Source organism: Pradoshia sp. Z6_59 (genome assembly GCF_058267515.1).
In genome coordinates this window covers 38,920-52,072 of the sequence record NZ_JBZCPP010000024.1, presented here as the reverse complement: position 1 = coordinate 52,072, position 13,153 = coordinate 38,920, and the positions used below count along the sequence as shown (strand labels likewise).

Below are 13,153 nucleotides of genomic sequence, written 5' to 3'. Positions count from 1 at the left end.
ACACGGAAGTTAAGCTCTTCAGCGCCGATGGTAGTTGGGACGCGAGTCCCTGTGAGAGTAGGACGTTGCCGGGCAATACAGAAACCAGTTCAGTTCATGAGCTGGTTTTTTTGTGCGGTTTTTTAGGGGTCAAGAGAGATCATGGATACTTGTTAGGGCTGGATGGATGAGGAGTCGGGAGAGATTAGACTTGTCGTCAAGGGGACTACCCTAACGACGTGCGAAAGCTATGAGACAGCTGCGCTATTTTGAGTCTATCTAACACCTATGGTAAATCTATGCCCAGTCTACACCCGGGTAAAGTTACATGGAAGGTAGGAGAAGTGTGCGGGAAAGTAAAACTATCCTCGACCTATGAAGCACCTATGCCTGATCTATACCGGGGTAAAGGTGGCTGAAAGGTGTGTGAAGTATGGAGGAAAGCAGCTATGCTCCACCTATGAAGCACCTATGCCCGACCTATACCGGGGTAAAGGTGGCTGAAAGGTGGGTGAAGTGTGGAGGAAAGCAGCTATGTTCCACCTATGAGGCAGCTATGCCCGACCTATCACCTACCCACTCCCCACTTATCCCCGGAGTAAAGATACGACAAATACCAATGGTATGCCTTTACCACGGATTAGGTAATTAAAGCTACAAATAGTTGAGCCAGGCCAATTTCAAGAAACGCACCCTAGGATTTTGCTACAACATACAACCCATGAATTGCAAAGGTTTCTATATGAATTATTCCTCAAAGATATTTATATGTTGGACATTTTGAAAGACATACAACGAAATTCAGATATGGGCATACAATGATATATGAATTTTAAATATTGTATACAATTTGAGGCCGGGGGCGATACTAAGAGGTATGGAGGTGTAGTAAATGGCCAACTGTGAGCGTGAAACAAATAATCATCTTGAAGAAGAATGTGCAATCTGTGAATCGACGAAAAAAAAGGGAATGCATCTATATAATATTTTTATTTGCTCGGAATGTGAGGATGTGTTAATTCATACAGAAACAAATGACCCTTTGTATAATGAACATGTAGAGAAGTTGAAAAAAATGAACATTTCCAGTATTTACTCATAAAACTTGAATACCGATATACTCCATCCTTATAATATAGTCAGCTGGCCCCTTCAACCGGAAGGAGCCTTTTTATTTGTTGGAAGAGGAGGCGTGTATGAGTGGGGGAAAAAGTAATTAAAGTACCAATATTAGATATGCTGGAGAAACACCGAAATAAGAAGTCCATATCCATGCATGTTCCAGGCCATAAAAATGGTGTTGTTCTGCCTATTGAAGCGCCTCAGAGTTTTAGTTCAGTCCTGTCATGGGATGTGACAGAACTTGCAGGATTAGATGATCTACATGAACCAGAAGAAGGTATTAAAGAGGCTGAAGCATTATTAGCGAAGTTTTATCAGACTAAAAAAAGTTACTTTCTTGTGAATGGAACCACTGTCGGTAATCTTGCGATGATCTTGGCTAGTATTGAGCCTGGAGATAAGGTACTTGTACAAAGGAATTGCCATAAATCGGTGATGAATGGATTAAAACTAGCTAAAGCTAACCCAGTATTTCTGACGCCGGTTATAGAATCTGGTATTTCAATTGGTGTTCCATATGAAACAATTTATAATAGTTTGAATGATCATTTGGATGTGAAAGCAATTATTCTTACATATCCTAATTATTATGGGTTGGGAGCAGATCTGGCATCTTTCATTAAGCAAGCTCATGAAAAGGGTATTCTAGTTTTAGTTGATGAAGCACACGGTGCCCACTTTGCGGCTGGTTCTCCTTTTCCACCATCAGCTGTCAGTATGGGAGCAGATATAGTTGTTCACTCAGCTCACAAAACACTGCCTGCGATGACAATGGGCTCCTATTTACATATAAACAGTGAATTGGTAAACCAATATCGTGTAGAAGAGTACTTAAGAGTGCTGCAATCAAGCAGCCCATCTTATCCAATTATGTTGTCTCTTGATTTAGCGAGAGCTTATTTAGAGAGCTATTCTGAAAAGGATAAGGAATATTTAATCGAACAAATTATGTCTTTTAAACAGTATTTACGGAAGCATGAGGAACTGTGCATTTTCGAATCAGAAAACAGCGATATTCAGGATCCATTAAAGCTTGTTCTCTATCATAAAAATGGACTATCAGGCTTTGAATTGCAAAAATTAATGGAGCGAGCAGGCGTTTATTCAGAGCTCGCAGATGAGCGGCATGTATTGCTTGTTCTGCCTTTATTAAAGAAGGATCAACCATATTCTTTTGAGGAGATCATACAAAGGCTAGAAAGGATTAATTGGATTACAGGAGAACGAACACTGGTAAGCCTGGCCAGTAATCCACCGAAGAATGATCAACAACATATAGAGACTGTCTTGGCAATGTCTTATGAGGAAATGGATAGAATGCCGCGGAAAAGAATTTCTCTTGCTCATGCATGTGGAGAAATCTCAGCAGAAACGATTATTCCATATCCTCCTGGTGTTCCGCTCATTCAAAAGGGAGAGATTATTACCTATGACATGGTTCAGGCATGCACATCTTTACTAAATCAGGGGGCTAAAATCCAAGGAGGAGTTTATTTAAAGCAACAGCAAATTGAGGTCTTTGCGTAAGTCACATATGATATACTATCTAGTAGTTACAATATTGGAGGTTACTGCCTTGAAACGTGGAGTTTTTATAACTGTAGAGGGTCCTGAAGGGGCTGGGAAAACGACCGTACTAGCAAAAGTGGGAGAGCAGCTTGAAAAGGAAGGCTACTCAATTGTACTGACAAGAGAACCTGGTGGAATTCCTATAGCAGAACAGATCCGACAGGTCATCTTAAATCCTGATCATACTGAAATGGATTCCAGGACAGAAGCACTGTTATATGCAGCAGCGCGCAGACAGCATCTTATGGAGAAGGTGGTACCTGCATTAGATAAAGGCTGTATTGTCTTATGTGATCGCTTTGTAGATAGCTCATTAGCTTATCAGGGGTATGCAAGAGGTCTTGGGATAGAGGAAGTCAGAGAGATCAATCGCTTTGCTATACAGGATACCATGCCAGAACTTACATTGTTCTTTATGATTGATCCTGAAATTGGCTTGAAGAGAATTGAAAATCATAAAAGTCGGGAAATAAATCGTTTGGATCTTGAGAAGCTCAATTTCCACCAAAAAGTATATGAGGGCTATCAACTATTAATAAAAAATGAACCTGATAGAATAAAGGTAATTGATGCAAATCAAAGCTTTGAAGAAGTTTATCAAGAAACTCTTCAACAAATTCGGACATATATTGACAGGAGACCTTAAGGCAAATGCTTTAAGGTTTTATATTTATCACTTGAATTGCTTTATGGTTACAGAATAACTGGTATAATGGATAAGTAAAGCTTAAATACGCACCGCCATTTTTTCTTTATAATCCTTATGGGAGGTTTTAGCCATGAAACTTATAATAGCAGTAGTACAAGATAAAGATAGTACTAAATTATTAGGTGATTTGGTCGACAATAACTTCCGAGCAACTAAGTTGGCCACAACTGGAGGATTTTTAAAATCCGGTAATACTACTTTTTTGATAGGTACCGAGGAATTAAGGGTGAATAAGGCTCTTGAAATCATAAAGAAGAACTGCAAATCCAGAGAGCAGTTTGTAGCACCAGTTACTCCAATGGGTGGTAATACAGACTCTTATGTACCTTATCCAGTAGAGGTTGAGGTAGGAGGAGCAACAGTTTTTGTAATGCCGGTAGATAAGTTTTACCAATTTTAACAATTGTTACAGTCAGTGAGGATTGAGAGGAAATAAGCATGATAAACACGTGGGATCAATTAGCCAATCAACAACCAAGAGTATCAACAATGCTCAAAAATAGCCTAATGAAGAATCGTGTGGCCCATGCTTATCTTTTTGAAGGAGAGCGTGGTACCGGTAAAAAGGATACAAGTATTCTTCTGGCTAAATCTTTATTTTGCCTTAACCGAGAAGACGGTTTTCTTCCCTGTGAGGAATGTACAAATTGTAAAAAAATTGACCATAAAAACCATGCGGATGTCCATGTTATTGAACCGGATGGTTTATCGATAAAAAAGGAACAAATTCGATTGCTTCATGAGGAGTTTCAAAAGAAGGCAGTTGAGTCATCACAAAAAGTATACATTATTACGCATGCACATAAAATGACTGCTTCTGCGGCCAATAGTTTATTGAAATTTTTAGAAGAACCTCATGCAGGGACAACAATTATTTTGCTTACAGATCAAATTCACCGCATGCTTTCAACCATCCTATCCCGTTGCCAAACGTTATCCTTTATGCCGTTAAATCCCAAGGAATTAAGTAAGCAGTTAATACAGGCAGGAGTACCTGTCACGAAGGCTCCCTTGATTGCAAGTTTGACGAATAGTGTCGAGGAAGGTTTGTCGTTAAATGAGGATGAGTGGTTTGCACAAGCCCAAAAAATAGTGGTAAAATTATTTGAAGCAATGAAAAATCCTGTGGATGGTATTATGGTCATTCAGGAGAGTTGGCTTTCGCATTTTAAAGAAAGAGAACAGACAGAAATAGGCTTAATGCTCCTATTGAATATATATCGTGATCTCCTTTATATACAGCTGGATAAGCCGGAAGAGATTGTATACAAAGAAATGGAGGAAAGGCTTCGCCAATTGGCCATTCAGCATTCCCAAAAAAAATTGGCGTATCAAATGAATCAAATATTAGAGTCAAAACGAAAAATTTCGGCTAATATAAACCCACAGCTGTTAATGGAGCAGCTTGTGCTTAACCTTCAGGAGGGGTTTACACTTGTATGATGTTGTAGGAGTCCGCTTTAAAAAGGCGGGTAAAATATATTATTTTGACCCAGGTGATTTGGAAATAGCCAAGGATGAATACATCATAGTTGAGACAGTACGCGGAGTTGAGTTTGGAAAAGCTGTTATACCTAGAAAGCAGGTTGGGGAAAATGATGTAGTTCTGCCCCTGAAAAAAGTTATTCGAATAGCTGATGAAAAAGACCGGCTGATTGTGGATGAAAATAAACAAATCGCTGAACAGGCATTTCAAGTATGCAGCGAAAAAGTGGTTGAGCATCGTTTGGAAATGAAGCTTGTAGATGTTGAATATACTTTTGATCGTAATAAAGTGATTTTTTATTTCACAGCAGATGGACGAGTTGATTTTCGTGAGCTGGTTAAGGATCTGGCAGCTATTTTCCGAACACGTATTGAATTAAGACAGATTGGTGTCAGGGATGAGGCGAAAATGCTTGGAGGCATTGGACCTTGTGGAAGGATGTTATGTTGTTCTACATTTCTTGGAGACTTTGAACCAGTCTCCATTAAAATGGCTAAAGACCAAAACTTATCATTGAATCCAACGAAAATCTCGGGTCTATGCGGGCGCTTGATGTGCTGTTTAAAATATGAGAATGATGAATATGAGAGCGCAAAAGAGCAGCTTCCAGATTTGGGAGAGTACGTGGTTACACCAGTGGGTCGCGGTAAAGTAATCGGTCTTAACATTCTTGAAAAAATCATGCAAATAGAATTGCAGGGTAAGGAACGAGTAGTTGAATATACGCTGGATGAGATGATGGAGGAAGGCACCTTCTCGATTCAAGCCACAGATTAATAAGGTGGTGGGTGTTGATGAATAAAAAGGAAATTTTCGATTCGGTTAGCAGTATGGAAGCTCAAATTGGAGATTTGTATAAGCAACTTGGAGAGTTAAAAGAACATCTCGCAGAAATATTAGAAGAAAATAATTCCCTCAAGTTAGAAAATGAAAATGTTAGACGCCGCTTGCTGGATTTGGAAAAGACAAAGCCTGCGATTTCTCAGAAAAAGCAAGCAAAAAAAGGCAATAAGCTAATGGATGTCGGAGAGGGCTACGATAATTTAGCGAGACTATATCAAGAAGGTTTCCATATTTGTAATCTGCACTTTGGAAGTCCACGTAAAGATGGGGATTGCCTGTTTTGTCTTTCATTTTTAAATAAGAAGTAAAGATAGTCTTTCCTATCGATAGGAAAGACTATTTTTATAATTGATTTTTACTGTATATAGGTAGGAGCGGATTGTAGAGTGTATATATTAAAAGATGATGAGCGTCTGGATTATTTATTGGGAGAGCCACTTAGGATTATTCAAAGTCCGAGTGTCTTTTCTTTTTCATTGGATGCTGTTTTATTATCTAAATTTGTATATGTTCCCATTCAAAAAGGGAATTTAGTTGATTTATGTTCTGGAAATGGTGTCATTCCACTCTTGCTCAGTACACGCACCAAGGGTCGTATATACGGAGTGGAGATACAGGAGCGTCTATATGATATGGCCGTCAGGAGTATAGGCTACAATAAGCTGGATGATAGAATTGAAATGTACCATGAGGATCTAAATAACATCATTCCGATCCTCGGCCATGATAAATACGATGTTGTCACCTGTAATCCACCGTATTTTTTGACGCCTGCGAAGGAAATTCAAAATGAGAATGAACATTTCGCCATAGCCAGGCATGAAATTAAATGTACATTGGAGGATGTAATCAGAGTGAGCAGCCAGCTTTTAAAGAATGGCGGTAAAGCAGCCTTTGTTCATAGACCCGGTAGGCTGCTTGATATTTTAACGTTAATGAGAAAGTATAGATTAGAACCAAAACGTCTTCAATTTGTGTATCCAAAGGCAAATAAAGAGGCAAATACAATTCTAATTGAAGGAATAAAAGGCGGTAATCCTGACTTAAAATTATTGCCCCCATTAATTGTGTATGATGAAAATAATGAGTATACAAAAGAGCTGAGAACAATCATCAATGGACAAGAATAATCACTACTTTTATGTACTTGAATGTGCGGACGGCAGTTATTATGCTGGGTATACAAATGATTTAAATAAGAGAGTGAATACACATAATGATGGGAAAGGTGCCAAATATACACGAGGGAGAAGGCCTGTGGTGCTTCGCTATGTCGAGGAGTATCAGACAAAGACAGAGGCTATGCAGGCTGAGTATCGCTTTAAACAGCTAAGCAGGAGCGCCAAGGAAAGGATCGTACAAATGGGAGGAACAGACAATGAAGGCCCAAAAAAGTTTTGAAAAGGAGAATGAAGCAGTTCTCTATTTAGTACCAACACCAATCGGTAATTTAGATGATATGACATTTCGCACAATAAATATCCTCAAGCAGGCAGATTTAATTGCGGCAGAGGATACTAGGAATACCAAAAAATTGTGTAATCACTTTGATATTCAGACACCGTTAGTCAGTTATCACGAGCATAATATGAATCAGAGCGGGGAATCCTTGATTGAGAAAATGAAAAGTGGAAAACAAATTGCCCTCGTAAGCGATGCCGGAATGCCTGCCATTTCAGATCCTGGTTATGAATTAGTCCAGTCCTGCATAGAGGAGGACATAAAGGTCGTATCATTACCAGGTGCAAATGCGGCCTTAACGGCACTGATTGCTTCAGGTATAGTCCCGCAGCCATTTTATTTCTATGGATTTTTAAATCGAAGCCGTAAAGAGAAAAAGAAAGAGCTGGAGCGATTAAAAATAAAGGATTCAACCATAATCTTCTATGAATCTCCCCATCGATTAAAGGAAACACTTACGATAATGTATGAGTTTTTTGGAAATCGAAAAATAGTATTGGCAAGAGAGCTGACAAAAAAGTTCGAGGAATATATTCGAGGGACACTGTCAGAGATTATAGAATGGGCTAATGAACATGAAATACGCGGTGAGTTTGTGATTATAACCGAGGGATCTGATAAGCAAGAGGCAGATGATCAAGGAACAGCCTGGTGGACAGAGATGGAATTGAAAGAGCATGTCGATTTTTATATTGAATCTGAGAACCGCAAACCGAATGATGCGATAAAGATGGTAGCAAAAGACAGGAATCTTCAAAAAAGAGAAGTTTATCAAGCTTACCATGTTGATAAAAATGAAGAATAAAAACAATTAAAAAGCTCCCCATTAGGGAAGCTTTTTAATTAGTTGCTTACAACATGCAAGTTGTCTTGGATTTCTTTAAGAAGCTGTTCTGCTCCTTCACGGCTAAGGATTAATTTACCGTCAGCAAGAGTGAAGTTGTTGTCGGATACTTCACCTGTAACTTGGCAAGTCATATTCGGCTTATATTTTTTTAGAATAATTTTTTCATCGTCAACATAAATTTCTAAAGCATCTTTTTCAGCGATTCCTAAAGTACGACGAAGCTCAATTGGAATTACCACCCGTCCAAGCTCATCTACTTTACGTACAATACCTGTGGATTTCATAAAAATACTCCTCTCATAGTAAAATATTTTTTTAATAAAATTCGTCATTATTCGACAAAATTTAAGGATGTTTTCATAATACCAAGCATTCCCAAAACCGTCAATGTTTTTGGATTGCATAATAATAGTAGTTTATTCCATATTTAGTGAGGTTTTATGAAAAAAACAGTAAAAAAACGATATAAATTTACATAAATATACATTAAATGAATCATTTACATGGATAAATTGACGATAAATTATAAAAGATTCAAAATAAAACAAATATATTTTGTGCTCAATTGTATTTTTATTACAAAATTAAATATATTCATATAATTAATACACCTTGTCTACAATAATTAATTGTGAAAAAGCTTTCAATATATATGTGTAATAAAATTTTCCAAAAGCGCCCTAGGTTCATATGTATAAAAATAATTGAAATTCCTTTATAATGTACTATTATGTAATGCATTTATAGGCAAATCTTACGTACTTTATTGCAAGGCCTTTAAGGAGTGGAAAAGATGAAGGAAAAATTAAATACTTTTTATATTACTACCCCAATCTACTATCCAAGTGGAAATCTTCATATTGGACATGCATATACGACAGTTGCAGGAGATGCAATGGCTCGTTATAAGAGAATGCGTGGATATGATGTTATGTACCTAACTGGTACAGATGAACATGGGCAAAAGATTCAGCAAAAGGCAGAAGAAAAAGGAATTAGCCCGCAGGAATATGTTGATGGTATGATCAGAGACATCAAAATCCTATGGAACAAGCTTGATATTTCTTATGATGATTTCATTAGAACCACTGAAGAAAGACATAAGAAGGTTGTTGAGAAGATTTTTAAACGCTTGCTTGATCAGGGCGATATTTATCTTGATCAATATGAAGGCTGGTATTGCACTCCATGTGAATCATTTTTCACAGACCGTCAGGTGGAAGATGGCAATTGCCCTGATTGTGGACGTCCAGTTGAAAAGGTAAAAGAAGAATCCTACTTCTTTAAAATGAGTAAATATGCTGACCGATTATTAAAGTTTTACGAAGAGAACCCTGAGTTCATTCAACCGGAGTCACGCAAAAATGAAATGATTAATAACTTCTTAAAGCCTGGTTTAGAGGATTTAGCTGTTTCCAGAACAACTTTTGACTGGGGCATAAAGGTGCCGGGTGATCCTAAGCATGTTATCTATGTTTGGATTGATGCATTATCTAATTATATTACGGCTTTAGGTTACGGTACGGATGATGATTCCAAGTACATGAATTACTGGCCGGCAGATGTCCATTTGGTTGGAAAGGAAATCGTTCGTTTCCATACTATTTACTGGCCAATCATGTTAATGGCACTTGATCTTCCACTGCCTAAAAAAGTATTTGCACATGGCTGGCTATTAATGAAGGACGGCAAAATGTCCAAATCTAAAGGGAATGTTGTAGATCCTGTAACGCTCATAGATCGATATGGTTTGGATGCACTTCGTTATTACTTATTGCGTGAGGTTCCATTCGGAGCGGATGGCGTATTTACTCCAGAAGGCTTCGTTGAAAGAATTAACTTTGATTTAGCCAATGACCTTGGAAACTTATTGAACAGAACTGTTGCGATGATTAATAAGTACTTTGATGGAAAAATACCAGCTTATAAAGGGTCAGAGCGTGAATATGATCAGCAGCTGCTGCAGGCTAATAAGGAAACGGTAGTAAAATATGAAGAGGCAATGGATGATATGCAATTCTCTGTTGCGTTGTCTACTATATGGCAATTGGTAAGCCGCACAAATAAATACATTGATGAAACTCAACCATGGGCCTTAGCGAAAGATGAAGCTAAAGTTGACGAGTTGGCATCTGTAATGGTTCATTTAGCAGAATCCTTAAGAAGAGTTGCTATCATGCTGAAGCCATTCCTAACTGTAACTCCTGAAAAAATATTTGAACAATTGGATTGTCAGGATCCTTTATTACAAGGCTGGGATAGCTTGAAAGAGTTCGGATTGATCTCTGAAAATTCAACTGTTAAAAAAGGACAGCCTATCTTCCCTCGACTGGATATGGAGGAAGAAGTAACTTATATTAAGGAAGCGATGCAGAGTACGGCACCAGCCGCACCGGTCCAAGAAGCGAAAAAGGAAATCGCACAACCTAAAGAGGTAGAAGAGATTACGATTGATGATTTCAAAAAGGTAGAGCTCAGAGTAGCTCAAGTAATAAAGGCTGAGCCCGTACCAAAAGCAGACAAACTGTTAAAACTTCAATTAGATCTTGGATATGAGCAGCGTCAGGTTGTTTCTGGCATTGCGGAGCATTACAAACCAGAAGAATTGACTGGTAAGAAAGTTATTTGCGTAACGAATTTAAAACCGGTTAAACTTCGTGGTGTATTATCTCAAGGGATGATTTTAGCAGGAAGTCTTGATGGTCAATTGGCATTGGCCTCTATTGCAGAATCCTTACCAAATGGGGCACAGGTTAAATAATTTAATTTGAACGTAGGGATGTTACATGTGAAACATCCCTATTGTTTTGGGTATAGAGTGGTATTCTAGGCAAATGGTAAAGGAGTGCTAACATTGTTATTTGATACACATGTGCATTTAAATGATGAGCAATTTGATAATGATTTGGAAGAAGTTATCAGTCGAGCCAAAGCGAATGGCGTGGAGAAGGTTATCGTTGTTGGTTTTGATGAGAAGACCATTAAACGAGCCATGGAGTTAATAGAGACTTATGACTTTATGTATGCAGCGATTGGTTGGCATCCGGTAGATGCAATCGATCTAACTGATGAATATCTTGAATGGATTGAAGAGCTGACCAAGCATCCAAAAGTGGTGGCTATTGGAGAAATAGGCTTAGACTATCATTGGGACAAATCACCGAAGGATATCCAAAAGGATGTATTCCGCCGTCAGATTCGTCTTGCTAAAAAACTCAAACTTCCTATCATCATTCATAACAGGGATGCTACAGAGGACGTAGTAGCGATCCTTAAGGAAGAGCATGCAGAAGAAGTTGGCGGAATTATGCATTGCTTTAGCGGCAGTGTGGAAACGGCACAGGTATGCTTAGACATGAATTTTTATATTTCTTTAGGTGGACCGGTTACATTTAAAAATGCAGTTAAACCAAAAGAGGTTGCAAAGGCTGTGCCTTTGGAAAGATTATTGATTGAAACCGATTGTCCTTATTTGGCCCCTCATCCGTTTAGAGGGAAACGAAATGAACCAGGCTATGTCAAACTTGTTGCTGAGGAAATAGCAAGGCTGAAAGAGGTTTCTTATGAGGAAGTTGCTGAAGCAACAATGAATAATGCCAAAACGCTTTTTAAATTGATTTAAAGACAGATTTCCCCCATTTTACTGAGAAAATATATGTATATGGATAGGTAGATTGGATGTCATTAACTGCCTCGATGTAATACTTACTCTAATAAGCATGAGAGCGGTATTATTTGACAAGCCTATTTATATATTTATATAATGCATTCAGTGAAAAGGGGGTAATTTTTTCGTGAATAAATACATGAAAAACCTATTTTCCAGGCCGCGGCAAACGCCAAAGGTAATATTAATGATGACTAGTATCGCTGTATTTCTAATAGCTTCCGGAGTTTTATTTTTTGAAGGAACAAAGAAGACAGTGGCACTGAGCCTGGATGGAGAAAAGCAAAAGGTAAAAACCCATGCTGATACCATAAGTGAATTACTTGAAGAACATGACATATTAGTAGATTCGAGGGACTATCTCAGTATACCTGAAACGACTAAAATAAAAGATGATTTACACATTGTGTGGGAGCCTGCTGTTGATATAAAGGTCATAATAGATGGCAAAGAGCAGAGCTTTGCTACGACTGCGAAGACAGTTGAAGATGTTTTAAAAGAGGAAAATATACAGCTAAGGAACGAGGATTTCCTGTCCCATGATATGAATGACAAGATAGAAGCCGGTTTGATCATACATATTGAGAAGGCTTTTCCTGTTACCGTAATTGATGGAGAGAATGAAAAAATACTATGGACAGTCTCGACTCCTGTGAAGGACTTTTTAAATACTGCCAATATACATATTGGTGATTTGGATCGTGTTGAACCTGGGATAAACGAGAAGCTTAGTAAGAAAACATCCTTGTCTATTACACGTGTTGAAAAAGATACGGATGTAGTGGAAGAACCGATTGCATATGAGACTATCAAGCGAAATGATCCCGCATTAACCTCAGGAAAACAGAAAGTAACCACTGAAGGCGTTAACGGTCTCGTAAGTAAGAAATATGAGCTTATTAAAGAAAATGGGAAAGTTGTGTCCAAAAAGCTGATTTCAGAAAATGTTATCAAGGAAAAAACGGATCAGGTGATCTCTGTTGGAACAAAACAAAAACAACCTATAGCAAAGCCAATGTCTAATGTAAAAAAGAACGTACAAAAGGCTAGTGATAGTGATGAATATTATGTTACGGCTACTGCCTATACCGTTGACTGTGATGGCTGTTCGGGTAAAACTGCAGTTGGCATTGACCTGCGTGCAAATCCGAACAAAAAGGTTATCGCTGTTGACCCTAACCTAATACCGCTTGGATCAAGAGTATATGTAGAAGGCTATGGTTATGCAGTTGCAGGAGATACCGGTGGTGCCATAAACGGGAATAAAATTGACGTTTATGTTCCTACATCTGCTGAAGCCCATAACTGGGGTGTAAAAAAGGTCAAAATAAAAGTTATTCGTTAAATATTACGGTAATTTATACAGTGGATTTCGTATCCGCTGTTTTTTTGCGTTATAATAGGCAGGGTTAACCGTAAATAAATTAACATTACATTAATATTACAAAAATAACACAAATATATCAATTG

General features: G+C 38.1%; 14 protein-coding genes and 1 rRNA gene. 14 read left to right on the top strand and 1 reads right to left on the bottom strand.

What is annotated here, in order from left to right; all coding sequences use genetic code 11:
* The 11 genes from rrf to rsmI form a co-directional block, all read left to right on the top strand.
* Positions 1 to 74, top strand: a 5S ribosomal RNA gene (gene rrf, locus AC4D4B_RS17750); the annotation flags it as partial.
* A 797-nt stretch (positions 75 to 871) separates the two neighbouring features.
* On the top strand, positions 872 to 1,081 hold the full coding sequence (locus AC4D4B_RS17745) for a sigma factor G inhibitor Gin (protein ID WP_490997224.1): 210 nt from the start codon (positions 872 to 874) through the stop codon (positions 1,079 to 1,081).
* 98 nt (positions 1,082 to 1,179) lie between these two features.
* Entirely contained in the window at positions 1,180 to 2,628 is a 1,449-nt protein-coding gene (locus tag AC4D4B_RS17740) for an aminotransferase class I/II-fold pyridoxal phosphate-dependent enzyme (protein ID WP_491000663.1), read from the top strand.
* Between the two features lie 7 nt (positions 2,629 to 2,635).
* Complete coding sequence (tmk, locus tag AC4D4B_RS17735) at positions 2,636 to 3,316, top strand: dTMP kinase (protein WP_491000662.1); 681 nt, start codon at positions 2,636 to 2,638, stop codon at positions 3,314 to 3,316.
* A gap of 133 nt (positions 3,317 to 3,449) precedes the next feature.
* Positions 3,450 to 3,779 (top strand): cyclic di-AMP receptor DarA, encoded by a 330-nt coding sequence (darA, locus tag AC4D4B_RS17730; protein WP_490997222.1) that lies wholly within the window; start codon positions 3,450 to 3,452, stop codon positions 3,777 to 3,779.
* 38 nt (positions 3,780 to 3,817) lie between these two features.
* On the top strand, positions 3,818 to 4,822 hold the full coding sequence (holB, locus tag AC4D4B_RS17725) for a DNA polymerase III subunit delta' (RefSeq protein ID WP_491000661.1): 1,005 nt from the start codon (positions 3,818 to 3,820) through the stop codon (positions 4,820 to 4,822).
* Positions 4,815 to 5,642, top strand: a complete 828-nt coding sequence (locus AC4D4B_RS17720) for a PSP1 domain-containing protein (protein WP_066103211.1) — start codon at positions 4,815 to 4,817, stop codon at positions 5,640 to 5,642. Before holB ends, AC4D4B_RS17720 begins: the two co-directional genes overlap by 8 nt.
* 17 nt (positions 5,643 to 5,659) lie before the next feature.
* Complete coding sequence (gene yabA, locus AC4D4B_RS17715; RefSeq protein ID WP_490997220.1) at positions 5,660 to 6,016, top strand: DNA replication initiation control protein YabA; 357 nt, start codon at positions 5,660 to 5,662, stop codon at positions 6,014 to 6,016.
* A 78-nt stretch (positions 6,017 to 6,094) separates the two neighbouring features.
* On the top strand, positions 6,095 to 6,838 hold the full coding sequence (locus AC4D4B_RS17710) for a tRNA1(Val) (adenine(37)-N6)-methyltransferase (protein WP_490997219.1): 744 nt from the start codon (positions 6,095 to 6,097) through the stop codon (positions 6,836 to 6,838).
* Positions 6,825 to 7,109, top strand: coding sequence for a GIY-YIG nuclease family protein (locus AC4D4B_RS17705; RefSeq protein WP_491000660.1), 285 nt, complete (start codon positions 6,825 to 6,827; stop codon positions 7,107 to 7,109). Before AC4D4B_RS17710 ends, AC4D4B_RS17705 begins: the two co-directional genes overlap by 14 nt.
* Complete coding sequence (gene rsmI, locus AC4D4B_RS17700) at positions 7,087 to 7,974, top strand: 16S rRNA (cytidine(1402)-2'-O)-methyltransferase (RefSeq protein WP_491000659.1); 888 nt, start codon at positions 7,087 to 7,089, stop codon at positions 7,972 to 7,974. Before AC4D4B_RS17705 ends, rsmI begins: the two co-directional genes overlap by 23 nt.
* Before the next feature lie 38 nt (positions 7,975 to 8,012).
* Here the strand turns inward: rsmI and abrB are convergent, their stop codons facing one another.
* On the bottom strand, positions 8,013 to 8,306 hold the full coding sequence (gene abrB, locus AC4D4B_RS17695; RefSeq protein WP_490997225.1) for a transition state genes transcriptional regulator AbrB: 294 nt from the start codon (positions 8,304 to 8,306) through the stop codon (positions 8,013 to 8,015).
* Positions 8,307 to 8,809: 503 nt separating this feature from the next.
* On the opposite strand from abrB, the gene metG reads away from it, so the two are divergent.
* The 3 genes from metG to AC4D4B_RS17680 all read left to right on the top strand — a co-directional run bounded on the left by metG (position 8,810) and on the right by AC4D4B_RS17680 (position 13,028).
* Positions 8,810 to 10,777 carry a methionine--tRNA ligase gene (gene metG / locus AC4D4B_RS17690; protein ID WP_491000658.1) on the top strand — a complete coding sequence of 656 codons (1,968 nt, stop codon included), beginning with the start codon at positions 8,810 to 8,812 and terminating at the stop codon, positions 10,775 to 10,777.
* A 93-nt stretch (positions 10,778 to 10,870) separates the two neighbouring features.
* Positions 10,871 to 11,638, top strand: coding sequence for a TatD family hydrolase (locus tag AC4D4B_RS17685; RefSeq protein ID WP_491000657.1), 768 nt, complete (start codon positions 10,871 to 10,873; stop codon positions 11,636 to 11,638).
* A gap of 172 nt (positions 11,639 to 11,810) precedes the next feature.
* Positions 11,811 to 13,028 (top strand): resuscitation-promoting factor, encoded by a 1,218-nt coding sequence (locus AC4D4B_RS17680; protein WP_491000656.1) that lies wholly within the window; start codon positions 11,811 to 11,813, stop codon positions 13,026 to 13,028.
* The last annotated feature ends 125 nt before the right edge of the window (positions 13,029 to 13,153 follow it).

Bases quoted from the DNA above. Each gene is read 5' to 3' on its own strand.
- AC4D4B_RS17745 (WP_490997224.1), top strand. From the start codon at position 872: ATGGCCAACTGTGAGCGTGAAACAAATAATCATCTTGAAGAAGAATGT.
- tmk (WP_491000662.1), top strand. From the start codon at position 2,636: ATGATATACTATCTAGTAGTTACAATATTGGAGGTTACTGCCTTGAAA.
- darA (WP_490997222.1), top strand. From the start codon at position 3,450: ATGAAACTTATAATAGCAGTAGTACAAGATAAAGATAGTACTAAATTA.
- holB (WP_491000661.1), top strand. From the start codon at position 3,818: ATGATAAACACGTGGGATCAATTAGCCAATCAACAACCAAGAGTATCA.
- yabA (WP_490997220.1), top strand. From the start codon at position 5,660: ATGAATAAAAAGGAAATTTTCGATTCGGTTAGCAGTATGGAAGCTCAA.
- AC4D4B_RS17705 (WP_491000660.1), top strand. From the start codon at position 6,825: ATGGACAAGAATAATCACTACTTTTATGTACTTGAATGTGCGGACGGC.
- rsmI (WP_491000659.1), top strand. From the start codon at position 7,087: ATGAAGGCCCAAAAAAGTTTTGAAAAGGAGAATGAAGCAGTTCTCTAT.
- metG (WP_491000658.1), top strand. From the start codon at position 8,810: ATGAAGGAAAAATTAAATACTTTTTATATTACTACCCCAATCTACTAT.